Source organism: Brevibacterium samyangense (genome assembly GCF_039529845.1).
GTDB classification, from domain to species: Bacteria; Actinomycetota; Actinomycetes; order Actinomycetales; family Brevibacteriaceae; genus Brevibacterium; species Brevibacterium samyangense.
The window spans coordinates 68166-92864 of record NZ_BAAANO010000013.1 but is presented as its reverse complement, the minus strand read 5'-3'; the positions used below and the strand labels follow the sequence as shown (position 1 = coordinate 92864).

At 66.9% G+C, this 24699-nt stretch carries 20 protein-coding genes; 4 read left to right on the top strand and 16 right to left on the bottom strand.

Annotated elements, in window-relative coordinates:
• Window positions 1–4: 4 nt before the first annotated feature.
• The 13 genes from ABD172_RS07180 to ABD172_RS07120 form a co-directional block, all read right to left on the bottom strand.
• Window positions 5–1339 (bottom strand): conjugal transfer protein TrbL, encoded by a 1335-nt coding sequence (locus tag ABD172_RS07180; RefSeq protein ID WP_344308279.1) that lies wholly within the window; start codon window positions 1337–1339, stop codon window positions 5–7.
• Between the two features lie 28 nt (window positions 1340–1367).
• Window positions 1368–1637, bottom strand: a complete 270-nt coding sequence (locus ABD172_RS07175; protein WP_344308277.1) for a DUF6112 family protein — start codon at window positions 1635–1637, stop codon at window positions 1368–1370.
• Window positions 1638–1760: 123 nt separating this feature from the next.
• Window positions 1761–2027, bottom strand: coding sequence for a DUF6112 family protein (locus tag ABD172_RS07170; protein WP_344308275.1), 267 nt, complete (start codon window positions 2025–2027; stop codon window positions 1761–1763).
• Window positions 2027–3670, bottom strand: a complete 1644-nt coding sequence (locus ABD172_RS07165) for a M23 family metallopeptidase (protein ID WP_344308273.1) — start codon at window positions 3668–3670, stop codon at window positions 2027–2029. Before ABD172_RS07165 ends, ABD172_RS07170 begins: the two co-directional genes overlap by 1 nt.
• 12 nt (window positions 3671–3682) lie before the next feature.
• Window positions 3683–4372 carry a hypothetical protein gene (locus ABD172_RS07160; protein ID WP_344308271.1) on the bottom strand — a complete coding sequence of 230 codons (690 nt, stop codon included), beginning with the start codon at window positions 4370–4372 and terminating at the stop codon, window positions 3683–3685.
• 41 nt (window positions 4373–4413) lie between these two features.
• Window positions 4414–5424, bottom strand: a complete 1011-nt coding sequence (locus ABD172_RS07155) for a ParB N-terminal domain-containing protein (RefSeq protein WP_344308269.1) — start codon at window positions 5422–5424, stop codon at window positions 4414–4416.
• A complete protein-coding gene (locus ABD172_RS07150) occupies window positions 5421–6317 on the bottom strand; it encodes a hypothetical protein (protein WP_344308268.1) in 897 nt (298 codons plus the stop codon). The genes ABD172_RS07155 and ABD172_RS07150 overlap by 4 nt, the downstream gene beginning before the upstream one ends.
• A 94-nt stretch (window positions 6318–6411) precedes the next feature.
• Window positions 6412–6828 (bottom strand): hypothetical protein, encoded by a 417-nt coding sequence (locus tag ABD172_RS07145; RefSeq protein WP_344308266.1) that lies wholly within the window; start codon window positions 6826–6828, stop codon window positions 6412–6414.
• Window positions 6825–7550: a helix-turn-helix domain-containing protein gene (locus ABD172_RS07140; protein WP_344308264.1), complete on the bottom strand. Its 726-nt coding sequence runs from the start codon at window positions 7548–7550 to the stop codon at window positions 6825–6827. The genes ABD172_RS07145 and ABD172_RS07140 overlap by 4 nt, the downstream gene beginning before the upstream one ends.
• Window positions 7547–8482: a bifunctional DNA primase/polymerase gene (locus ABD172_RS07135; protein WP_344308521.1), complete on the bottom strand. Its 936-nt coding sequence runs from the start codon at window positions 8480–8482 to the stop codon at window positions 7547–7549. The genes ABD172_RS07140 and ABD172_RS07135 overlap by 4 nt, the downstream gene beginning before the upstream one ends.
• A complete protein-coding gene (locus tag ABD172_RS07130; protein ID WP_344308262.1) occupies window positions 8482–9564 on the bottom strand; it encodes an ImmA/IrrE family metallo-endopeptidase in 1083 nt (360 codons plus the stop codon). The genes ABD172_RS07135 and ABD172_RS07130 overlap by 1 nt, the downstream gene beginning before the upstream one ends.
• 141 nt (window positions 9565–9705) lie before the next feature.
• Window positions 9706–10737, bottom strand: coding sequence for a helix-turn-helix domain-containing protein (locus ABD172_RS07125; protein WP_425546661.1), 1032 nt, complete (start codon window positions 10735–10737; stop codon window positions 9706–9708).
• Between the two features lie 39 nt (window positions 10738–10776).
• Window positions 10777–12204 carry an MFS transporter gene (locus tag ABD172_RS07120; protein ID WP_344308259.1) on the bottom strand — a complete coding sequence of 476 codons (1428 nt, stop codon included), beginning with the start codon at window positions 12202–12204 and terminating at the stop codon, window positions 10777–10779.
• Between the two features lie 411 nt (window positions 12205–12615).
• Between ABD172_RS07120 and mobF the strand changes: the two genes are divergently transcribed.
• Window positions 12616–16170: a MobF family relaxase gene (gene mobF, locus ABD172_RS07115; RefSeq protein WP_344308520.1), complete on the top strand. Its 3555-nt coding sequence runs from the start codon at window positions 12616–12618 to the stop codon at window positions 16168–16170.
• An 8-nt stretch (window positions 16171–16178) separates the two neighbouring features.
• Here the strand turns inward: mobF and ABD172_RS07110 are convergent, their stop codons facing one another.
• From ABD172_RS07110 to dprA, 3 genes are all read right to left on the bottom strand, one after another.
• Window positions 16179–17054 (bottom strand): helix-turn-helix transcriptional regulator, encoded by an 876-nt coding sequence (locus tag ABD172_RS07110; protein ID WP_344308257.1) that lies wholly within the window; start codon window positions 17052–17054, stop codon window positions 16179–16181.
• Between the two features lie 109 nt (window positions 17055–17163).
• Window positions 17164–18327, bottom strand: coding sequence for a Cmx/CmrA family chloramphenicol efflux MFS transporter (locus ABD172_RS07105; RefSeq protein ID WP_344308255.1), 1164 nt, complete (start codon window positions 18325–18327; stop codon window positions 17164–17166).
• 261 nt (window positions 18328–18588) lie between these two features.
• Entirely contained in the window at window positions 18589–19590 is a 1002-nt protein-coding gene (dprA, locus tag ABD172_RS07100; protein WP_344308254.1) for a DNA-processing protein DprA, read from the bottom strand.
• 211 nt (window positions 19591–19801) lie between these two features.
• Here dprA and ABD172_RS07095 point away from each other — a divergent pair, with 211 nt between their 5' ends.
• The 3 genes from ABD172_RS07095 to ABD172_RS07085 are packed head-to-tail and all read left to right on the top strand — an operon-like array spanning window position 19802 to window position 24270.
• A complete protein-coding gene (locus ABD172_RS07095) occupies window positions 19802–20131 on the top strand; it encodes a sulfate permease (RefSeq protein ID WP_344308252.1) in 330 nt (109 codons plus the stop codon).
• Between the two features lie 57 nt (window positions 20132–20188).
• On the top strand, window positions 20189–20968 hold the full coding sequence (locus tag ABD172_RS07090; RefSeq protein ID WP_344308251.1) for a hypothetical protein: 780 nt from the start codon (window positions 20189–20191) through the stop codon (window positions 20966–20968).
• On the top strand, window positions 20965–24270 hold the full coding sequence (locus ABD172_RS07085) for a DEAD/DEAH box helicase (RefSeq protein WP_344308250.1): 3306 nt from the start codon (window positions 20965–20967) through the stop codon (window positions 24268–24270). Before ABD172_RS07090 ends, ABD172_RS07085 begins: the two co-directional genes overlap by 4 nt.
• Window positions 24271–24699: the final 429 nt, after the last annotated feature.

Sequence of the window (24699 nt, the reverse complement as noted above, 5' to 3'; positions counted from 1 at the left end):
CCGGTCACTCCTTCTTCCACGGCGACGCCGTGGGATTGACTGAGGGCGTGCGTGGCTGCGGTGCCGAGGGAGGTGGCGTCTTCGACGGCGCGGCGCCGGGTTCGTTGGCCGCGCCCGCCGCGGTCTCGGCCTGGCCTGCCACTGCCTGGCCCGCCTTCGGTCCGGCTTCGGCTGCCCCCTTGACGATCTGCGCTCCGACGACGACTGCGGCAGCCGGTCCCGCGGCTGCAGCGCCCGCTCCGGCTCCCGCGCTTGCTCCACCTCCGGCACCGGCACCCGCGCCGGCTGCGCCACCGCCCCCACCTCCGGCGGGTGGCGTCGGCGTCTTGGGCGGCGGTGTCCCACCTGACCCGCTGCCGCCCTTGGGGTCATCGAGGACCTTCTTGGGCTCGCCGCCGCCCATGGGCTTGGACGGGACCGGAATCGGCCGGTTCAGGGCGTTCTTTGCTTCCTGCTCGGTGCCCATCTGCTGGTAGAGGTCGAACCCGAGGAACGACACGAAGCGGTACACCATGTAGGGCGCGAAGGCCGCGATCCCGAGCAGGACGATGCCGGTGATCGGCTCGGTGACCGCGGCGATGTCCAGCTCGATCGGGGTGGCGATCTGCGTGATCGCCAGCAAGAAGATGACGACGAGGACGAGCTTGGAGACGATCAGGGCGATCACGAACGCGGCCCATTTCCCGATCCATCCCTTGGTGGCGTCCCAGGACGCGCCGGCGAACGCGATGGGAGCCAGGACCACGCCGACCAGCAGGAGGGCCTTGCGGATCAGCAGGGAGAACCAGACGATCGCGACGGCGGCGATCATCAGCCCGGCGAGGAAGATCGTGACGATCGCGCCGACGCCGGGTGCGGCGATGTTGATGCCGCTGAGCCCGGCGGCGAGCAGGATGATCTTGTCGCCCATCGTCCCGGTGGTTTCGCCGGATGCCTGGATGATGCCGATGCAGAGCTGGTCCACGATTTCCAGGGCAAGCGCGGTCAACGTGACGACGACGAAGGCACCGAGCACGGACTTGGCCGCTCCAAGGGCGGCGCGAGACAGGGCGGTCGGGTCTCGGTGTATCAGGCCGGTGATGAGTTGGAGGCAGAAGAAGATCAGGACAAGGAAGACCCCGATGCCAAAGATCAGGTTGTAGACGTTGGTGAATCCGTCCGTCTGGACATCGACCAGCGTGGTCGTGTCGAACACGGCCCACATCGCCTCGATCAGCCAGCCAGCCGCGCCGCCCATCGCCTGGGCGAGCCAGTCGAACGGGGCCGCCATGACGGTCGCGGCGGCCTCGCCCGCCACGTCGCAGACGGTCGAGATGATCGGCACATCGCAGACACTCATCACGAATCTCCTGCTGTGACGGCCGGCCTCAGACGGCCTGGCCCATGTTCCAGAAGAAGTTCACGAGCGTCACGCTGGCCCCGCAGACCACCGCGGCGCCGCAGGAGATGAGGACGCCCAGCTTGCCTCTGCCGGACAGGTGCGGATTCGAGCTGTTGGCGCCGTAGGCCCAGACGATCGCGGAGACGATCAGGGCCAGCACCGAGAGGATGAGGCCGACCGTCATCACGGCGCCGACGATGGTGCGGAGCTGGTCGATGCCGGGCAGTCCCGAGCTGTTGGGGTCGATGTCGATCACGGCGGTTACTCCCTCGCAGAAACAGATGGTTTGTGGCGGCGAGGTGAACCAGGGAGCGACTGGCGCGAGCAGGCAGACGAAAGGCCCGCTCCCAACGCGGAGAGCGGGCCTGTCGACTGAGGATCAGAGCTGTTGGCCTAGGGCGATGAGCCAGTTCACCCACGCCACCCCAGCACCGGCGAGCGCGGCGGCGCCGACGCCGACGAGCACCCCGACCCGGCCTTTGGAGGCGAGGGAGTGATTGCCGTGCGAGGCGCCCAGCGCCCAGCAGATCACCGACACGATGACCATGAGCACCGCGACGATGAGCACGAACATCAGCAGGGCGCCGATGACCTGTTTCAGATCACCGATGCCTCCGAGTCCGTCGAAGTCGGGGAACACTCCCATCACGCACCGGCCCTGACGGTGACGTGCAGGTGGTCGTAGTGGCCGCCGGTCACGTCGTCGGGGTCGTGCATCCCGCCGCCGTTGTAGGGGCGCCAGCCTTCGGCGTCGCGGGCCAGGGACCAGATTTGGCCCTGCCAGATCAGGTACTCCACGCCCAGGGCCTCGGCGTGGTCCTTCATCCAGTTCGTCACCCGCCACCCGTCCTCGAGCTGCGCGGGCGTCGGGTGTGTCCCGATCCGGTTCCCGAATGTGATGTCACACGCCCGGCCCAGCGGGTGCTCTGACGTTGTGCCGGGCCGGGGCGAGTAGCAGGCCCAGGAGCTGTCGGGGAACGCGGCACGGGCTTGGGTCATAAGGTGCGCCATCCGCGCGGTGATCTGCCCGTCGCTGGTGGGGTCATCGACCATCTGGTCGGGGTCGCCGTCCAGCGGCGCGGGCTCGCCTGCCGTGCCGCCGGAGGTGTCACACCCGCTCGGGCTGCCGACCGTGGCTTCGGGCAGGTCCGCCGCATCGTGGGCGTTGAGCCACGCCGCGGCATCGACGGCCTCGGCGTTGGTGCCGCCGGGCCGGACCTCGAAATGCAGATGTGGACCCGTCGAGTTGCCGGAGCTGCCGACATCGCCGATGTGCTGCCCGGCGACCACGCGGTCACCGGTCGCGACGTGGATGCCGTGCTGCCACATGTGGGCGTAGGCGGTCGCCATCACCTGGCCGTTGATGTGATGCTCAATGACGATCAGGCCGCCGTAGCCGCCGCTGAACTCGGCGACCGTGACTACACCATCGGCGGCGGCGAGGATCGGGGTGCCATCGGGGGCGGCGAAGTCGGTGCCGGTGTGGAACGAGGGCTCTCCGGTGATCGGGTGGATGCGCGGCCCGAACGAGGACGTGAGCATCCACGTTCCCTCGGGCAGGGGGAACACGACGCGCGCGGCTGCGGCCACTGGCCCCGCGGCGGCCACGGCGCTGGCCGGGCCTGCCTGTCCCACGCCGCCGGATGCGCCGGTGAGGGCATCGAGGATGGCTTCTGCGACCGGCTCGTAGTTGCGGTAGCGGTCCGGGTAGGCGCTGACCTCGACCGCTTGGGCTGCCTCGCCGGGGTCCATCTGCTGCCAGCCAGGAATGTCCAGCAGTCCACGCGGCGAGGGGTAGTTCGGGCCGTTCGGTCCACCGAAGAACGCTTGCGCCTGGTACTGCGGGTCCATCAGCTCCGCGACGGTGCCCCAGCCCGATTGCGGCCTCATCTGAAACAGACCGAGCGAGTCATGGTCGCTGCCATTGCCGTCGTTCGGGAAGTCGCCGCTCTCGGGGTAGGAGCCGGTGTTCGCCAGCATCCGCAGGGTGCTCTCGGTGAGCGCCGCCATCAGCGCGATCGTGATTCCGGGCCGGCCGACGCCTTCGATCCCGCCTCCGACCGTGGTGATCGTCGCCGCGTGCGTGAGCTGGGTCTTGTTCAGCGTGAACGTCTCACCGTTCGCGGTGGTGACGGTCAGCGAGTCTGGGACGTTCCCGACCGGGACGCTGCCGCCGGGCACGACGCAGTTGGCGGCGGCGGGGTTCATCAGCACGCCGATGGCGAGCAGGATGCTGGCCGGTCCGAACAGCACGAGGGCGAGCCCGATGATGAGGAGCTTCTTGACCACGACAACCCCAGTTCACCGAAGCGGGTTGTCGAGCTGCGACAGCCGCAGCACATGGCACAAGCCGGTGCGGAACTGCGGTGCCGGTGGCGGGCAGGCCAGGAACACGGTGAAGGACACCGCGTGCTCCGAGGTCACCGGCTCGCCGTTCCATACGCCCTCGCGGTGGCCGGTGCCCTCGATCGTGATGGCCGTCGCACCGGCGGGGAGCTGGCCGGGGTGGGCCTGCTCGACCGCCTGACCCCACGCCTCGGGCACGAAGGAGTTGTCGATCGTGAGGTGCTGGGTCGTGGCGTACTTGCGCAGCTCGATCCACGCCTCACGGTTGGGCAGGTAGCCGGCGACGTCGGCGGCAAGCCCGGCCTGCTCGTGACCGGAGGGGTCCCCGACTTCCAAGATCGCGGCCGAGTAGTCCAACGGCATCAGACCGGAGCCGGTGTCCCAGGCGAACAGCGCCTCAGCGACGTTGCGAGCGAACTCGTCCGGGTCGTTCGAGGGCACCACCCGCGGCGGCCCCGATCTGCCGGGCTCGGACTCGCCCGGCACGGTGACCGTGGGAGCGGGGTCAGGATTCGGGTCGCCGGGGCGCTTCGGGCCGGTGATGAGCCCGTACACGCCGACGCCGATCAGGAGCAGCATGACGAGGCCGGCGGCGATCACGGCGATCAGGCGGCCACGGGACCAGGAGGCGAGGTTCGTCTTCATGCCGTGAGGTGAGCCCGCGAGCGACTGGCGGCAAGGGGCGCTCAGAGAGCGCGCAGCAGCGACCGCCCGGACTGCGCCTCGGTGCGGGCAGCGCGGAGCCGGCCTGCGAACTCGGTGGTTCCCTCGACCGTGGCGAAGAACGCCTCGACCTGCTCATCGGTGAGTTCGGCCGCCAGCTCGTCCACGTCGTAGTGGGTCCACCACGCTTCCATGTCGCCCCACGTCAGGACGAACGCCCGCACCGGGAACCGTGCCGGCTGATCGTCCTCGGTGATCCGGCCGCGAGGCGGCGACGCCGGCTTCTTGGCCTTGCTCGCCTTAGCAGCGTGGACGCGCGCCAGGGCTTCATCGGCCAGCTCGTGCAACCTGCGGTCCCGGTCAGTGCTTGCCTCGGCGTGCGCGTCGCGCAGACGCTGGAAGATCGGATTGACCGGCGCGCCGCCCTCGATCTGCGCCAGCCCATCCCGCGCCTGCGTCCGCAGCGCCTCCGAGACGGCCGGGTCGTCGGCCAGACGTTGCAGGAACCCGATCTGCTCCAGCCTCGTGTAGGAGGAGGAGCCGGTCACCATGCGGGCCGCCTGCGCCCGGGCGTCCCCGATCTGACCGGGTGCCGGTGGTCCCGCCGAATCGGCGGGACCATGCTTTCCAGGCTCGTGACTGTCTCGGAACTGGGTGGCGGCCTTCCTCCGGGCGGCGTCCTCGGCCATGAGTTCCTTGATTTCCCGGTACAGGGAGGCGGCCTCGACCGGGCCGAGAGGTTTGTGGAGCTGGTTGTCGTCCTGCTCGGCGAGCAGATGACCGAGCCGGTCCGAGATGCCCGAGCGCACCCACACGCTGACTCGTCGCCAGCCGAGCTTCTTGATCGCCGCGAGTCGGCGCAGCCCGCACACCAGCACTCCGTCCGGTGTGATCGTCGGCGGCTGCAACAGGCCGTCGCGGTCGATCGACGCGGCCAGCGCGTCGATGTCGCCCAGGTCGGTGCGGTGGCGGCGTCCGATGACGATGGAATCCACCGCCCGCTCTAGCTCGATGTACCCGGCAGGTGCGCTCATCCCGCACCCCGCGACTTCTTCTTGGCGCTCGGCGTGCTGGTCCCCGGCACCGCCAGGGACAGGGTGAGCACGAGGTCGTCGTCACGCAGTAGCACCGGCAGCGTCTCGCCGATCAGCAACCGCAGCAGCACGCCACGTCCCGCGCCCGTCGCCGCGAGTTCGGGCAGCGGGGAGCCGAGTAGGGCACGAAGCAGTACAGCCCATGACCGGCTGGGCAGATCGAGCAGCGCCCTGGCGTGCTTGTCGCGCCGCAACGTCTCGTAGGCGGTGTGCCGGTTCCCGACACGGGTGAGCGCCACGCAGACGTGCTCGACCGCCGCCCGTGCGGTGCCAACCGGCCAGCCCAGCAGCGTCAGCAGCGCGATCGCGTCCTCCACGGCCGCGCCGGTCGCTGCCGCCCCGTCGTGTTCCGGCTCGGGCAGGTCGTCGTCCTCCCCGTGGGTGTCGGTGACGTGGAAGGCCGGGTGATAGTCGTCCAGCGGGTTCTCGCGGTCCGACAAACGCTCCGGGTCATGGAACACCGAGTAGCGCGGCCTCCGGGCCTGGTGGGTCGAGCACATCAGGCCTTGGCCGCGTTCTTCGGCGACGCAGGTGATCCGTACCGCATGGGTGACGACCGCCCACGGATCGTCGGCGGTGCGGGCGGCTTTGGTGCGCATCACATCGAACGCCGCTGACGCGGCCTCCCACGGGTCGAGCCGGTGCTTATGCGCCAGCGCCGCGTACTTCTCCGCGGCGAACGTCATCAGCTCTGCTGCCACGGCGTCGTGCTCCCACGCGCCACGGCCGGCCGAGTGGAGCCGGTTCAGCAGGGTGCGCAGGCCCTCGCTGCTGCGATAGTCCTCAGCCGGCCGATCGTCGCTCGCGCCGGTGGTTCTGGTGTCGTTGGTCATGGTCGGGGCACCTCCTGGCGGCGAGGTGCTCCCGCAGCCGTCTGCGGGTTCTGCCTCGACCAACCGGGCGTCCACGACTCATCACCACACCGGGCTACCGCATACCGACCCCGGACCGGACCTGGCCCTGGTCGCTGCCGCTGCGGCGTCCGAACGCTGACAGTGGCGGCAGGTGTCGGGCGCGCTCACCGACCCACCGCGCGCCCTTCTCGATTGGTGCGCGCAGCCTGCGACTGCCCGCGGCGGTGAGGTCAATGCCGCGCCGAGACAATGCCCCGCCGCTCTGCGAGAGCAGGTCAGCCGGGCGCACCCAGTCCACACCCCGGCCCCGCACCTGCGCCAGCTTCTCCTTCGCCGCCCTGCGGGTTTCGGACTCCTTGATCGCATCCGGTGTGCCCATAGCCTCGGCGTCCTCGGCAGGGTTCGGGGTCTTCTGCACCCGCTGAGCCGGTTCGGGCTCGGGGTCACGGTGGTACTGCTCAGCCAGGTTCGTCTGGTCGCGGTCGCTCATGGTGCGGTTCCTTCCATCGCGGGCTCAGACCCGGACGGGTCGGCCTCATCGGTGTGGTGAGCACGAGCCGTACCGGCGTGCTGCGGACGGGGCAGCCACCGGCCGACCGTCGAGGGATGCACGCCCAGGTGCCGCGCGATGGCCTTGTTCGACCACTCCTGCGCACGCAACTCCGCCGCCAGCGCCCGACGATCTCGCCATCCGTCCTCAACCGCCTCAGCCGCGCCGGGCTCGGCATCGGGCAGGTCGGGCGGTTCCGCCTCGCTCTGTGACGACACGGCCGGGATCGGCGCAGCCGCCGGCGCATCGGCGGCTCGGGCCGCGGCACGGGTCAGAACAACGGTGAGGTGGGTGATCGCCAGCAGCACCACCGGCGGCACCGCGGCCACCGCAGCCGCCAGTGAGCCGGGTACATCGGGCTCCGCGGCGACGACGGCGTGCAGGCAGTTCGCGGTCACCGACACTGCCGCGCCGCCGATCAGCAATGTCCACGGATACCAGGCGGCCTTCTCGCCGGCGAGCGCGACCACGGCGACGGTGGACACCACGATCACGCCATCGACGATCAGAGGCCATGCCCACCCCTGCCCGGCCCCGATCCCGGAGCGGAGGGCGAGGTCAGCCAATGCGGTGAAGGACAACCAGAACGCGCCGGCCGCGATGAACACCGTCCCGGCAACCGAGGTGATGGCGGCCCAGCGCCGCCCCCGAACCCTGCTCATGCCAGCCCTCTCGACGCGGGCGCCGGCCGTGGCGAAGCATGACGGCCGAACCCGCCGACGGCCTGGTGAGTAGGAGCGGCGGGGCGTTCGCGGTGCGCGTCTCCGGCGCCGACGCTGCGATACGCGCTGTAGACGGTGCGGGTGATCTCTCGTTCCCCGAAGTCGGACTGCTCGGCCCGGACCAGCGCACTCAGGGCATCGGAGACGGGTACGTTGCCCTCGGCCAGGCGGCATGCGGCCCAGAACAGCTTGTAGTTGCGATCACCCTTGACCTGACGGGACAGCCACGCGGCCAGCCGGTCGGCATCCTCCCGCCCGGCCTCCCGTGGCCCCTCCGGCGCAGTCCGGCGAGGCGGCGGCGGGGCGAGAAAGCGACGCAGCCGCGCCGCGTCCACAGGCTCCACCAGCCCGGAGGCGACCTGCTCGACCCGATACGGGACGCGCGAGCCATCCAGCCGAAGCGCCGACGGCGGAGCGATGATGTAACCGCCATCACCGCGGCAATCGACACCAGCCCAGCCGACCGCCCACGACCGCTGCTCACGTGCCGGATCGGCTGGGAAGTAGGCGTGCTGGCCACCCGTGGGCGTGGCGACTGTCGCCAACGGTGCCTGGATCAGACCGGCGCGCGCCGCCCGAGCATAGGACGCATATCCGTTGACTCCATGCACGTCGACGTCGATCACGACCAGCCCCGACGCAGCGCCGGTGGGGACGCCGATGTTCGCATGCGGCTGCCATCGCCACCAGCTCTGCACCCGCCGCAGATCACTTGTCGCCTGCTGGAAACCGGAAGCGACCAGTGGGGTCTTCTCGCCCGGCGCGCAGGGAAAGACCGGCACCCCAGCCTGCGCCAGTTCGCGCGCAGCCAACGGCAACGGCAGACCGTCGAGCCGGTCAAGGGCGGCGGCGAGCACTCCGGGGGCGACCATCACAGCCCCCGCCCCGGCACCGCCTGCACCCTCCGCGGCTCGCGTTCGGGCAGCCGTGCTCGATCCGGTGCCCGTTCGGGTTCCGAGTGTTCGTGTCCGGCATGTTCGGGGGCGTCGATGCGTAGCGATACCGGGTTGCCGTTGCCGAGCTGGATCGTGTCGAGTTCGCCTAGTACCTCTGTGGCGGTGCGACGGACCTTCTCGCCGGTGTCGCGGATGACCTGTACCGGGTCCTTGCCGTCCACGTTCGCCGCCCATCCGGCGACGTAGGGGATCGTGTAGTGGCTGGTGTCCATGCCGTGCGCGGCGGCGATCATCAGCGCCACCGACTCGGCCTCGACCTCACCGATGCCGCGATGCTGGCGGGCGTCCTGCTGGGTGGGCCCGTGCAGGCGGACGTGACCCAGCTCGTGGGCGAGGGTCTTCACCTGCGCGGCGGGGTCCATGTCGGTGCGCACGAGCACTTGTCGGGTCTCGTAGTCGGTCATGCCGTTCGCGCCGCGGATCGCGTCGCTGTCCGGCATCCGCAGCACCTCGTAGCCGCGCGACTCGACCTGGGTCGCCAGCCCTTCCCACAGTCCGGCGGGTGCTTCGCCTTCTAGGAGCTTCGGGCTCGGCAGTTCCGGCAGTTCGGCGCCGTGAGTCCGGGACACATCCCAGACATGGGCCGGCACTACGTTGACGACGCGCCGTTGCACGACTTCGCCTGGACGCGGCTTCTCGCCCTTCATCAGACGTCGCCACGAAGCCGGGTCCTTCGGCGTCGCCGTCGCGAACCTCACCCGCACCGGGCTGCGAATCTCATAGCCGCCGCCGGCCTCGGCCCAGCGGCCCATCTTCTTCCAGTCCTGAAACCCGGCCACCCACGTCGGCGTAGGCGTGGGCACTCGGCCTTGCTCGTATGCTTCGAGGTGCTGAGCCCAGATCAGCAGTGTGTTGTTGAACGAGCGGGACCGGAACCGCGCGGCGAACTCCATCGCCTGCCGCCAGTCGTCACCGGACACCAGCTCCTCGACTGAGCGCACGATGCGTTCTTCGAGAGCTTCGAGCTTCGCTTCCCGCGTCTCGTTCCTCATAGCCATCGCCTGACCTCCCTCCGCCGGGGCCGCCCCGAGAGGGAGCAGCCGTGCGACCACGAGGTACGCCGGGCGGATCAGGAAGACGAGACGGACGACGGAACGATGCTGGCGACCGTCAGGCTCCGCGACGAACCCGACGAGTCTCTACCGGACTACCGGAGCGACGGTGTCCTCGGTTGTCGCACGAGCTGATGCTGCGGTTATCGCCGGGGCAGATGCGCGTTTCCGCCGGTTGATTGCGGAATCTTCTCCGTTTCTCAAAGCCCGATAACCGGCGGGAGTCAGCCCGACGCTACGGCGGAACTGGCGCGTAGCGAAATCTGAATCGCTCCAACCCACCTCGCGAGCAATCAGAGCGATCGGCGCATCGGATTCGCGCAGAAGCGCGGCCATCCGCTCGGTGCGAAGCATCGTGAGATAGGCGATAGGAGACTTCCCGAACGCCTCCACGAACAAGCGGCCGAGCTGCGACTTTGACAGATGTACCTCGTCAGCAAGCTCAGTCGTAGACCATCGCCGCTGGGGTTCAGCACGCAGGAGATCAGCTGCCCTGCGAACTTCCGCTCGCAATGGTGCGAATCGGCGATGTCGTGGCGCGGACGGCCACGTTGTAGCGCGCTGCGTCGGCGACACTCGCACCTGCGAAGTCTTGACGAAGGGCGCGATCACATCGACCAGGCTGAACCAAAGAGCCTGCATCCGGTAGAAGTTCTTCGCGGAACGTCCTTCGATGCTTAATGCCGCCAACTCATCGAGCCAGGGCATCAGCCTCTGGGCGCGATCCTCCCCGAGACGGAGTACCTGCGCAGGTTCGGTGTACATCGTTGCTGCGAAGTCGTGGGCGTCGAGACGGTGGCACAAGCTGCCGACGTGCTGCCAGAACACCTGGTCGATCACATAGTCCGTGTCTGCGTAGATCGTCGTTACCGTGATGTGCCCCTCGGGCTCGCTGCCACACAGAGTGTTCGCGCCCAGCAGGATCACGTCGCCGGGCCCGACGGGCTGTTCACCAAACTCGCTGAAGAGGATCGCCGAGCCATCGCGAACGACGATCACCTTCACGCAGTCGTACGCGACCGGCACCCGGGCACGGGAGATGGTTGCAGTACGAACTATGAGTGGTTCGTACCGCAACCCTCGCCCGCTTCGATCAAACGAGCTGTCCGAGGACGCCATAGAGCACCTCGTCCATCGCATTCACGTGCTCGCGGATGCCTACGAACTGCCCATCGAGTCAGTGTTCGTGACTTCTACGTTGGGAAGAGCAATTCGCGCGGCAACGCCGCCTGCGATACAGAGACCAATGATCGCGAGTCCGCTGCTCAGTACGTAGGGCGATATCCCGTGGACGATCGACGTAAAGCCCAATCCGATGTAGACGGTGACCCCCGCGGACCCGCCGAGCTGGTCGGCGGCCCGCTGGATGCCGGATGCGACTCCCGCATCCTCTTCCGTAACCTCCGTGACGGCCGCGTACTGCAGTCCAACGAGCCCGAATCCCATACCTGCGGCGATGAACAGCATCGCTGGGGTCAGCAGCCAAGCGGGGGCTTCGAACTGCGCGGCTACAGCGATCACGATCATTCCTACGCCTGCGGAACTCAGCCCGACAACGATGCAAGATCGCGCTCCCCAGCGCCCCAAGAGGCGGGGCACGATGGTCACGGCGGCGATGAGTGCCACGGCAAGGGGCAGGAGTAGCAGACCGGCTTCCAGTGGGGTAAGACCGAGTTCATCCTGTAGGTAGAACGTGAACAGCAGGAACGATGTCGAAAGCGCTGCGCTCAGCAGTGCAGTCGCAAGATTTGCTCGTACCCGTGTTCGATTGTGGAAGAAGGTCAGAGGAACCAGAGGATTCGCGGCTCGGCGTTCCACGGTGACGAACAGGCCTGCGGCGACACTCGCTCCTACCAGCGCGGCGATTGCTAGCCATGGCAGATTCCCGGTGTTCTCTCCGGCTTCGACCACCCCGAATGCGAACAGCAGGGGTGCGCTCGTCAGCAGAATCGATCCAAGGAAATCCAACGGGGCGCGCTCTTGTTTCTGGTCGCGCGGCAGGAGGACTACCGTGGCGAGCAGTACGAACAGAAGGAATGGAACCGCGATGAGGAAGATCCATCGCCACCCCAGGTGTTCGGTGATGATTCCTGAGAGCACGAATCCCAGTACGAGACCGCAGCTCGCCACTGCCGCCCAGACGCTCAGCGCACGGCTGCGAGCCTTCCCTTCGGGGAACAAGAGCACGATCGTTGCCATCGCAGCAGGCAGGGCGAGTGCTTCGCCTGCTCCCTGGAGCAACCTGGCGATGACGAGTAGCGCGAAGGAATCTGCGAGCCCTGCCATCAGCGAGGCCGCTCCGAAAATCGCGGTACCGGTGAGAAGGAGGCGGCGGCGGCCAAAGACGTCCCCCAGGCGGCCACCGAGCATGAGCAAGCCGCCGCCTGCGATGGTGTAGCCGACGACCACCCATGTCAGGCCGCGTGGGTTAACGCCCAGATCATTGCCAATGGAAGGCAGCGCTACGTTGACCACGGTGACATCGACGGCGATGAGGAATTGCAGGACAGACAGGCACACGAGGACTGCCCAGGAACGCGCGGCCGACACTTGCGCTGGCCGCGATGATGAGGTGCTAAAAGACATAAGAACTCCGCTGCTCGAATGAAGAATCGGGCGACAACATGTGTCGCTCCGAACCGACGATCAAGCGACGGAACGTGGAACTGAAAAAGTGAGAAGACGTTCCGCCGCTAGCGGAGCGTCTCCGTCACAGCGGCAGCGGCCGCAGCAGAAGCACCTGACATGCCTCGCATTCTAGCCGACAGCAACTTCGGATGCTTCGGCCCTGCTGTCCTACGTCCCCGGTTGAGACGCCCCGTCGACGTCGCGCCGGACTGCGCCAGCAAGCCGTCACCATCTCGCAGGCCACCAGAGCCACCACACGTCTTTCAGACGAGGCGCGAGCCGTCCCGAGTCGCATCGGATGCGACCGGGCTCGCGGGCTCACCTGCCCTCCGTACAGCGGCGGAAGGAGCGGACCAGGTGACGGTTTCGATGCGCGTGATGAGCGCGGGCGATGGCTACAAGTACCTGTTGAAGTCCATCGCTGCGGGCGACGGCGACCGGAGCCTGAGCACGCCGCTGACCCGCTACTACGCGGAGGCGGGGACGCCGCCGGGCTTCTGGCTGGGTTCGGGGCTGGGCCAGCTCGGGCACGGCGAGCTGGTCGAGGGAGCGCAGGTCTCGGAAGCTCAGCTCGCGCTGTTGATCGGGATGGGCCATGACCCGATCACGGGCGAGCCGCTGGGCCGCTCCTACCAGCAGTTCGCGTCGGTCGCTGAGCGGATCAAGCAGCGCGTCGACGCCCTCGACCCCGAGTTGGGGCCGGCGACTCGAGCGCAGGAAGTAGCTGCGATCGAGGCGGAGAAAGCCGAGCGCGGCACCCGCCGCGCGGTAGCCGGTTACGACTTCACGTTCAGCGTGCCGAAGTCGGTCTCCACGATCTGGGCGGTTGCCGACGCCGGCACCCAAGCCCTGATCGCGGACGCCCATCATGCGGCGGTTGCAGAGCTGGTTGCGTTCCTCGAACGCGAGGTTGCCGCAACCCGCGTCGGTGCAACCGGCCCGGACGGCGCGGTTGCACACGTCGATGTCGCCGGAGTCGTGGCCGCGGCGTTCGATCACTACGACAGCCGCGCCGGCGACCCGCAGTTGCACACCCACGTCGTCATCAGCAACAAGGTCCTGACCGTGCAGGACGGGCGTTGGCGGACCCTCGCGGGCCGCCCGATGCACGCGGTGGTCGTCGCGGTCTCCGAGCTCTACAACGCCGCTCTGGCCGACCAGCTCACCCGCGTCCTCGGCGTCGAGTGGGAGGCCCGCGAACGTGGCAGGGATCGGAACCCGGCCTGGGAAATCGAGGGTGTGCCCGACGAGCTCGTGGCCGAGTTCTCCACCCGGTCCCGGCACATTGAGGCCGAGAAAGACCGCCTCATCGCCGAGTACGCCGCCAAGCACGGCAGGCAGCCCTCCGCGCGGACGGTGCTGAGACTGCGGGCGCAGGCGACGCTCGCCACGAGGCCGGAGAAGCAGGTCCGCTCGCTGGCCGACCTCACCGCCGAGTGGCGACAGCGCGCCAGCCGAGTGCTCGGGAAGGACGCGAACGGCTGGGCGCGCACCCTCACCGCGACGAACGCGCAGGCACCGCGGCGGGTGCTGCGCGCCGATGACGTGCCGCTGGATGTGGTGCGCGAGGTCGGGCAGACCGTAATGGAGACGGTGGGCGAGAAGCGTTCGACCTGGACCCGCTGGAACCTGCACGCCGAAGCATCCCGGCAGTTGATGGGGTGGCGGTTCGCCAGCATTCAGGACCGGGAGGCGATCACCGGGCTCGTGGTCGATGCCGCCGAGCACGCTTCGCTGCGGCTGACGCCGCCGGAGCTGGCGTCGAGCCCGTTGCAGTTCCGCCGCGTGGACGGCACCTCCCGGTTCCGGCCGCACGCCTCGACCCTGTTCTCATCCGAATCCCTGCTGGCCGCCGAAGACCGACTCCTGACACGCGCCGCTGACACCTCCGGGCCGGTGGTGCCGTTGGAGACGGTCGAGAGGATCGCCCGCAGGCCCGACGCGCGCGGCCGGGTGCTCGGCGAGGATCAGGCCGCGGCCCTTGCCGCGATCGCGGTCTCCGGTCGTGTCGTGGACGTGCTGGTCGGTCCGGCTGGGGCCGGGAAGACGACAGCGATGAACGGGCTCCGGCGGGCGTGGGAGAAGGAGCACGGCGCCGGCTCGGTGATCGGGCTCGCCCCCTCGGCGGTCGCCGCGCAGGTCCTTGCCGATGACCTCGGCATCGCTACCGAGAACACGGCGAAGTGGTGGCAGAACCACATCATGTACGGGACTACGTTCACGGCCGGGCAGCTCGTCATCATCGACGAGGCGAGCCTGGCCGGAACGATGTCGCTGGATCGGCTCACCCGTGAAGCCGAGAAGGCCGGCGCGAAAGTCCTCCTGGTCGGCGACTGGGGCCAGCTCCAATCACCCGGCGCCGGCGGCAGCTTCGCGATGCTCGTGCACGATCGCGACGACGCCCCCGAGCTGACCGATCTGCACCGCTTCACCAACGAGTGGGAGAAGACCACCTCGCTCCAGCTCCGCCACGGACGCGCCGAGGCGATCGACACCCTGATCCAGCACGGCCGGATCACCGGGGGCGATGAGGAAGCGATGATCGACGCCGCCTACACCGCATGGCGACGTGATCTTGCCGCCGGGCGCGCGTCGATCCTGGTCACCGAGACCCACGCGACCGTCACCGAGCTGAACGCCAGGGCGCGGGCGGATCGGATCATCGACGGCACCGTTAATCCCACCCGCGAACTGCCGCTGCGCGACGGCACCGCGGTCGCGGAGGGCGATCTGGTCATCACCCGAGAGAACGACCGGCGGCTCCGTAACGGCAAGACGTGGGTCCGCAACGGCTCCCGCTGGATCGTCACCGGGGTTCGGGAGGACGGGTCGGTCAGGATCCGCCCGGCCGGACGCAGGTTCGGCGGCGGGATCGTCCTGCCGGCCGACTACGTGGCCGAGCATTTGGACCTCGGCTACGCGATCACCGCGCACCGCGCCCAGGGCGTGACCACGGACACCGCGCACGCGGTCGTCGCCGCCACCACGACGCGGGAGAACTTCTATGTTTCCATGACCCGCGGAGCCCACAGCAACCGCGCCTATGTCGCCGTCGACCGAGAAGACGTCGAACACGCGGTGCCGCATCCCGGCGACACCCCGAACGTCACCGCCCGCACGATCCTCTACGGCGTCCTGCAGCACATCGGCGCCGAGCTGTCCGCGCACGAGACGATCACCGCCGAGCAAGACCGCTGGGGCTCGATCGCCCAACTCGTGGCCGAGTACGACACGATCGCCCAAGCCGCTCAGCACGACCGCTGGGCCACCCTCCTGCAAGCCTCCGGGGTCACCGCCGAGCAGATCGAAGACGTGCTCGGCTCCGACGCCTACGGCGCGCTGTCGGCCGAGCTGCGTCACGCCGAGGCCAACCACCACGACCTCGACGCGCTGCTTCCGCGTCTGGTGGCGGCGCGGAGTCTGGACGATGCCGATGACATCGCCTCCGTCCTGCACGCCCGCGTCGCGCGCGCCACCGCCCGACCCGCCGGATCGGGCCGAACTCGCAAGCCGCCGAGGCTGATCGTCGGACTGATCCCGCACGCCGGCGGGCAGATGGCCGAGGACATGCGGCAAGCCCTGGACGAGCGCCGCGACCTGATCGAGGCCCGCGCCGACGCCGTGCTCCGCGGCTCCCTCACCGATGAGGAACCGTGGACAGCCGACCTCGGCACGGCACCGAGGGGCGAGAGGCAGAAGGCGGCGTGGTGGCGCGCCGCCCGCACCGTCGCCGCCTACCGCGACCGCTATGGCATCACCGACGACCGGAACCCGCTCGGCCCGACGCCGGAGAGCACCAGCCAGAAGATCGGCGCCATCCGCGCCCGGGCCGCCCTCAACCGCGCCCAAGCCGTCGCTGCTGACAACGAGCCGGCGGAGCAGCAGCGGACGGACGTCGTCGTGCGGCAAGGGACGAGCCTCTGAAACCGCGATCAGCCAACCATCTGTGCTGCATGGTCATTGATCATCGAACGGTACTTGCGGGGTGTCACGCCGATGCTGCGGCGGAACTGACGTGCCGCGAAGTCAGGATCGCTCCAGCCGACCTCACGGGCGATCATCGAAATCGGATCGTCCGTCGTGCGGATGAGGCGCGCCATCCGCTCTGTCCGCAGCATCGTCAGATAGGCGATCGGTGACTTGCCGTAGGCGTCTACGAACAGTCGGCTAACCTGCGACTTCGACAGATGCAGTTCGGCGGCGAGGTCGCCTACCGACCAATGCCGCGCTGTATTGACGCGCAGCAGTTCAGCGCCTCTTCGTGCCTCTCGGCGTAGCGGAGAGAACCGGCGAATGCGCGGAACCGCCGGCCACGTTGTCGCTCGTTGTGTCGATGACAGGCGCATCTCAGATGTTCTGATGAGCGGCGCGATCACGTGCGTTATCGAGAACCATAATGCCTGCAGCCGGTGGAAGTTCTCGACCGGCCGGTGCTCAGTGCTGAGTGCCACCAGCTCATCCAGCCAAGGCTCGAGCGCGCTGGCCCGATCCTCGCCGAGGCGAAGTATCTGCGCGGGCTCGGTATAGATGGTGGCTGCGAAGTCTTGCGCGTCCAGGCGATCCTGCAATTGGCCGACATGCTGCCAGAACACCTGGTCGATCACGTAGTCGGTGTCCGCGCAGATCGTCGTGACGGTCATCTGCTCTTCCGGTTCCCCGCCACAAAGCGTGTTCGCGGCCAGCAGGATCACGTCGCCTACGTTGATCGGTTTCTGTCCGAACTCGCTGAGCAAGATCGCGCTGCCGTCGCGAACGACCGTCACGGTCACGCAGTTGAATGCCAGAGGCGCGACGGCTGCGCGGATCACTCTGGTTCGAGCTACGACTGGCTCGAACCAGAGTGATCCGCCGTGAGGACGTGACATCGTGCTGTCTAACCCCGTCGGTGCACGACGGGTCTTCTTTCCGCGGCCTGTCCTAGATGCTGGTTGCTTGGCGTCGGTTTGCGCTGCACAACCACAGGAGCAGCGCGATGCCGATGAGTACTGCGCTGGTCAGGGCGATGCCGTGGGTTCCGACGAGGTGGAGGGCAAGGCCGCCTGCGATGGGGCCGACGAACGCTCCGATGTTGAGTGCTGCGGTGGAATATGCCCCGGACATGGTTGGAGCCGACTCCGCTTCGGCCATGATCCGAGCGATCAGGGTGCTGCCGACGGCGAAGGACAACGCGCCCTGCGCGAATGCGAGCGTCCACAGCAGGGCGGGGCTGACGGGCGCGAGGCCGAGGGCGACCCAACCGACGAGCAGGATGGGACTCGCGATCCCAAGCAACGGCCGCCAGTGACGGTCCCCGAGCCGGCCGGTCACGGTGACGCCGAGAAAGGCGCCGATCCCGAACAGCGCTAGGAGTCCGGGCATCGCGGCCTCGCTTACGCCCGCCGGTTGGATAGCGATCACCGCCAGGTAGGTGAATGTGCAGAATGTCGCTGCGTTGACCAGTACCGCCAAGGTGATAGCGAGCTGTAGCGGTCTCCGGCGCAGTGCCGACAGCTCGGCGCCAAGTGTTGCCGGGGTGTTGGCTGTGGCACCGGGTTCGGTCCGGGCCGGCGTCGCCACCAGCACGGCCGCCAGCGCGGGTAGACAGATGACAGCGATCGCCCACAGGGTCATACGCCACCCCAGCATCTCGCCGACGAGAGCGCCGAGGGGGACGCCAGCGATGAGTGCAAGGGTGGTGCCGCCGAGGATCACGGCCAGAGCGCGGGCGCGCTGGCCGGCGGGCACGATCCGGCCGACCGTCGACAAGGCGACGGCGAGGAACCCGGCGTTTGCGAGAGCGGCGACGAATCGGGTCAGCAGGAGGATTGCGAAGGAGTCGGTGACAGCCCCGACGACGTGAGCGATCACGAAGATGGCGAGGAACCCGGTCATCGTCCATCGCGGCGACAGTCTCCGGCCGCCGGCGGCCATCGCGGGCGCGCCGATTACCATGCCGACCGCGAATGCGGAGGTCAGCAGACCGGCTTGGCTCAGCGACACGCCGAGTTCAGCGGCGATCGCCGGCAGCAGGCCGGCCAGGACGAACTCGGAGGTTCCCTGGGCGAAGACAGCCAGGGCGAGCAGATACAACAAGAAGGGCATGAGTGTGCTTCCGAAACATGAGAGAGCGGGTACGGGTGCGTATGGCACGACCGGTGTTTCGGATGCGCGAGCTCACACAGACGCGGCGCGAAGGAGCGCGCGAGAAGAGGATGAGGGAAAACGCCAGCATCACGGGCTACCGGTGTACCGGTAGCCCCGCTCTGTCTGATTCAGGCGATCCCATGCCGATAAGACTACCGGAGAAGCATCGCCGACACCTCGACGCCGAAACCACAACGCCTTGATGCAGGGTGACGGAAGTCAGAGCGAGGGTCCCGGTGCGCCCGAGGACGGCCGCCGGTAGCCGAGGTTCCGTCCAAGCTCCGATCGCGCAACAACGCGGTTTGGGGCGTTGGAATCGAGCAGAGCGAGCACGTCGCTGGGCTGAGCGACGAGCACGGCGAAGCCTTGCTTGATGAGTTCGTTCGGCCCCGCGCTTGTGACGCTGGTCACCGGGCCGGGCACCGCGCAGACGCCCCGGCCGAGTTCGCGTGCGGCGAGCACGGTGGTCATCGACCCGGACCGAGGGCTGGCCTCGGGGATCACGGTCGCCCCTGAGAGCGCCGCCAGCAGGCGGTTGCGAGCAAGGAACCTATGCCTGGTCGGTGCTGCGCCCGGCGGGAGCTCGCTCACCAACAGCCCGACATCCCCGATGCGACTCAGCAGCTCGCTGTGCCCGGCCGGGTAGGGGCGATCCAACCCGCCGGCCAGAACAGCGATCGTCTGACCGCTCGCGGCGAGCACGCTCTTGTGCGCGGCCCCCTCGATCCCGTAGGCGCCGCCGGAGACGACGACTCGTTCCTCATCGGCAAGACCTGTCGCCAGCTCGCCGGCGACGTACTCGCCGTAGGAGGTCGCGGCGCGTGAGCCGGTGATCGTGGCCCGATCGCTCAGCGCCGTCGTCAGGAACGAGACCGTGCCGCGTGACCACAGCAGGTACGGCGCACGCTCGCCCAGGTCGTTCAGACCGGCGGGCCATTCCTTGTCGGCCGGGATGAGCGTGCCGAACCCGTGCCGCTCCGCCTGCGCTACCTGATCCAGCAGGCCGGGCACGACCCGCGCCGCCAGCCGTTCGCGCCACAACAGCACGTCGGCGCGGGCCAGGCCAGGCATCTCATCGTCGGACTCGATCAGCCGCAGCGTCTCGACCCCGCCGTGACGAGCCAGGACGTACCCCGTGGTCGGATCATTCGGCTCGGCGATCATCGACAACGCAATCCGCGCCATCCGCTCACCCTGCACCTGCTCCGCCAACGTCGCCATGATCGGTGTCCCTTCCGCTCCAAGGTCACCGACGAGGTACACGCCCGCCTGCCGCCGGGGTTCCCTCTGTCGCGAGTCAGTCGTAGACTCGGTAGCGAGGCAGGTTCAGCAAACTACGCGGGTCCTTCGGGACGGCCCCTCGCGGGCACTCGGTTCATAGCCGCCTCCACGACGGAACACCGTCGCGCTATGACGAGAAAAGAGGCCCGCGATGCTTCGTATGTCTGTGGCGCTCAGCGCACGAGGCTATGGCGTACTCCGCTACGCACCCACCAACCTGCTGCTCAACGCCATCCGTACCAGACGCGGCCTGAAATGGGGCGTCCCTGCGATGCTCCTGGCAGTGGGCTACTTCTATGCGGCCTCGATCTGCACCACGATCATCAACGACGGCGGTCCCGGCTGGCTGTACCTGCTGGTCCTGCTGTTCGTCTGGAACGCCTTCAAGTTCCTCTGGATCGGACCGGTCAGTCTGCTCCTACTGCTTACGTCGAGGACTCGCGGGTGCCGGGAAGACTGTCTGTCGGAGGGAGCCAAGTAGACTGGCGCCAGCGGAGCCTACCCTTCCGCGCGTGGGGAGCAAGGGAGAGGTGGTGCAGTGGTCGGATCGCTGGCGTACACCGTCGATCACGGCGCAGTCTCCGCGACCGGTCACCTCCTTGAAGAGTCGGATGTCGCCGACATCGCGCCTAGTGTGCAATCGATTCTGCGAGATGACACTGGTGTCCAAGAAGCGCGCGAGGCGCTCGCCGACCTGGCAAAGACCGACTTCGAGAACCAGCGTTTGGAGAGCATCCTCACTTCTCCTGACTCCTTCGATGAATGGCGAGTAGGGGAGGCACTCGCCGAACATCATCTGGTCACGGAAGTCGGATGCGAGTTCCCATGGCCGGATAGTCGATCGACGCGAAATCCCAACAGCAGCGGAGGGGGCGTGGACCTTATTGGATTCCACGCGAGCGATCGAGTTCGATTCGTTCTTGCCGAAGTGAAGACCAGCCATCAGCAGGCATGGCCTCCCGGCTTGCTGACGAGCCGAAGCCACGGGCTTCATAGTCAGTTGTCCGGACTCAACGCGGGCGACGACCGTAGCAGGTGGGCGATTCGATATCTGACGATGAACTCGGTGGGCAAATCGTGGCTGGATAGTTTCCGTCAGGCGCTTGCGACTTACCTAGCGGACAGCATGGATGTCGTCATTTACGGCGTTCTCATCCATGCGACCGCACCAAACCAGGCAGACCTTCGTGCCAGAGCGTCCAGCCTTGCCCAATCTGTGAAAGAACCAACCAGCATGGCGCTCGTCGCGATCTACCTAACCGCCGAGCTACTGGCTCAGGTCGCAGACGCTTCGGTCGTATTGGAGACCGCGGCATGACCATCTCCCGCGAGGCAATCAGTCGTCTCAGGTCACACTGGGCAATCGAAGCCCTCGGCGCCGACCGGGTGAAGGCCGCCCACGACGCGGCTGCCTCCATGTACGTCGACTCGAACCTTGGTCGCCAGCTTCACCGCGAAGGCTCTCACGACGCCGCGACCGAGACTCTCATCCAGGACGTCGCTTTCGCCTACGAGATTGTCGCGAGCGAAGGCATCGAGGCCCTCGCCCAGGTGTCGCTGCATTCGGGCGCAGCAGAAGCCGCGGTGGCGGAGGCCGCTGCCCACGAGGCGTTCGCTCTACTTCGTGCGCTTCCGTTGAAGCTCGACTCGTTGGAGGCGCTGGTACATCAAGTCCTCCAGCTCGGCGCGCTCGCGTACTGTTCAGACCGCTGGGCGGAGTTCCGGGCCTGGATGCGCGAGCGCGAAGTCACCCCGGAACTCTTCCAGTCCGACGGCTCATGGGACACACGTGTCCTAAGTGACCTCGGGCAGGTTTGGACTCGGCTACTTCGCAAAGACGGATGGCATGACCTTGAAGGCGTTGCAGAAACCGTGGCGCGGCTGCGAGCCGAACAGAAGGAGAACGAGGAGCTTCTCTTCAACGCGCAATCACGGCCCGAAGACCTGCAAGTCGCCGGGTGGCGCCTCGTAGCCCTGTACCACTGGGCCAGGCTTTCGGAGATGGTTGCTATCTACCTGATGCAGGGGGAGCCAGCCGATGTCGCTACACAACTTGACTTCCACTTCGACCGAGCGATTTCCGCGGCACAGCAGTCTGCCGATCCAGCATTCGTAGTAGTTCTCCAGTGGCAGCGCGCGATGGCTCAGCGCATGGTGGCGGGTGCACTGTGGTCTGTCACGCGAATCGGTCCCGAGATTCGGAGCATCGTCGAAGTTGCGACCCGACAACGCTCCATGTTCGAGATGCTGCCGCCGCAGCGCATAGCGATTCAGGAACAGGGACTCTTGGACCCGGCAAGCGCGGCGGTAGTTGTCGATCTGCCTACGAGCGCGGGCAAGACCATCCTCGCCGAGTTCAAGATTGTTCAAGCGATTAGCCAGTTCAAGCAGGACAAGGGCTGGGTCGCATATGTGGCGCCGACAAGGGCGCTCGTATCGCAGATCACTCGACGGCTGAGGCGAGACCTCGGACCCAGCGGCATTCGGGTCGAGGAACTAACCTCCGCTGTGGAGATTGATGAAATCGAAGCTGGAATGCTCAACGAGTCTCCATTTGACGTGCTGGTGGCAACTCCAGAGAAGCTCCACCTGGCAATCCGCAATGCGGCAATCGATCGCCCCCTCGCGTTGTTGGTGCTCGATGAGGCGCACAACATTGAAGATTCCGACCGCGGCATCCGTATCGAGCTACTGTTGGCGACTGTCAAACGAGACTGCACCCAGGCGAACTTCTTGTTGCTCATGCCTTATGTGCCGAACGGCGACGACCTCGCCCGATGGCTGGCTCCGAGAACTGGAAAGAGCATCAGCCTTGCAACAACCCCTTGGCAGCCCAACGATCGGCTGATCGGCCTTGTATCAGCAGTAGCTCCGCCCTCTGGGCGGGGGAGAGACTGGCGACTGTCTTTCGAGCCCATGCTGACAAGCGGCTCATCAATGAATGTCTCCGGCCTTTACCAGATTGGCGACGCGCCCCAACTTGATCTTACGTTTTCTGGTATCAAGAACAGCCTCAGTAAGATCGCTGGAGCATCAGCGCTAACGCTGTCTGAGCGGGGAACCGCGATCGTTATCTGCCCCACAATCCCTACCGTTTGGACCATTGCCGAGGAGTTGTCAGGAGAGCTTCCGGAAGTCGATGATCCCGACATTGCCCTGGTGCAGCGCTATCTGGCCGCAGAAATCAGCGAGGACTACGCACTCATTGGCATGCTTGCTCGTCGGATCGGGGTGCATCATGCAGGACTCTCCGACGAAACGCGCGCACTGACGGAATGGCTCGCCGAGCAGGGAAAGCTGCGGATTCTAGTTGCCACTACGGGACTTTCGCAGGGCCTGAACTTCCCGGTCTCGTCCATCTTCCTCGCAAGCCGGAATCTCCCCAGCGGCAAGTTCAACCGTCCTATGACGGCCCGCGAGTTCTGGAACCTCGCGGGCAGAGCAGGCCGCGTGGATCAGGACAGCATCGGCGTCGTCGGGATTTCCAGCAAAGAAGGCGATCGAGAGTCGCTAGCGCAGTTCTTGTCAGAACAAGCAGGAGCGCTTGTTTCTAGGCTTGTCGTTCTCCTGGATGAACTAGAAGACGCTGGCCGACTGCTCAACCTAGAACGATCGCTCTACAACGACCAATGGGCGGACTTCCGCAGTTACGTCGCACACCTATTCGCTCAAAAGAAGAACCTTGACGCTGTTCTATCCGAAACAGAGCTGCTACTGCGTAACACGTTCGGATACTCGTCCCTAGCAGAGGCGAGTCCCGCTGAACGACAGAAGGGTCTTAGGCTTCTGGAGGCGACGCGGGCTTATGCTGCTGAGCTTGCACAGAACGTTGAAACAACGACGCTCGCCGATAGCACGGGATTCACTCCCGAGGGCATCCGTTCTGCTATGGGCGAGATGCGTCGGATGGACAAGTCTCTCGATGCGAGTGATTGGCAACCGGGCAGCTTGTTTGGCGATGTCACATCGAGTGCGCTCCCTGACCTCATGCGGGTCATGCTTCAGCTACCGCAGATCAGAGACAGCATCGATGAGCTGAGTGGCGTCGGCGCTGGGATCGGCGAAAGGGCAGCGAAGATTGCTGCCGACTGGGTTGCGGGCGTCTCCATCAAGTCCATCGCCGAGCGATACTTCGGCGATGCGGCGAGCCCGACCGCCGCACTTACGGAGGCGACGAAGGCCATCTACCGAAACCTTGCGACGGCTGGTACGTGGGGCATTACGGCCCTGTCCAAGTTGCCCACAAGCGGTATCGATTTTGAGAACGTCAGCGAGAGCGACCTGCGAAGCATCAACTTGCTCGGTGCGATGCTCTATCACGGGGTCAACACCGAGGCAGGCGTGGTGATGCGGATGAGTTCAGTTCCGAGAACGGCAGCTAACTCGCTCGGGGCGGAGTTCGCACAGGGTCACGAACCAGGGTCCCTTCGTCCGTCAGAGGCGCGTGATTTCCTTTCGCAACTGTCTGACGCTGATTGGGGTCGGCACGTTCCGCGCGGGTCAGACCTAGCCGGTTCTGACCTGAGAGACCTGTGGCAAGTGCTCTCAGGCAGCACCGGCGATCCCGGCGCTCGGTCTGCGGTTGGCACCGCGGAGCAACCTCGTTCAGGATCTTCGTGATTGATGAGGGGGACCAGAAGGGGACCAGAATCATGCAAACCATGCATCCCATGAGGTGTTCTGCATGATCTGACGCCCGGAATCACGCGGAATCCGGTCCGGCCGAAGTCTTCTGGACGCCTGGGGGTCAAGAGGTCGTGGGTTCGAATCCCGCTAGCCCGACAATCGAGATAAACACGCAGGAAGTCCCGAGACATCGTTCCGACGGTGTCCCGGGACTTCGTCGTTCCCGGGCGATTCCGGGTGAGTCTCTCAGCATGGTGTCACTTCCCACGGGGATCTCATCGTCGTCGACAGAGAAGAGCCGGGTTGAAGGCCGGAACGTGTGTACAGCCCGGGCGCGCCACCTGCCTCCAGCGAGTACCCCTCCTCCGCGATCCCTCTGACGGTTCCGGTTCGATGTCCCCCTGACGGTTCCGGTCCTCGCGT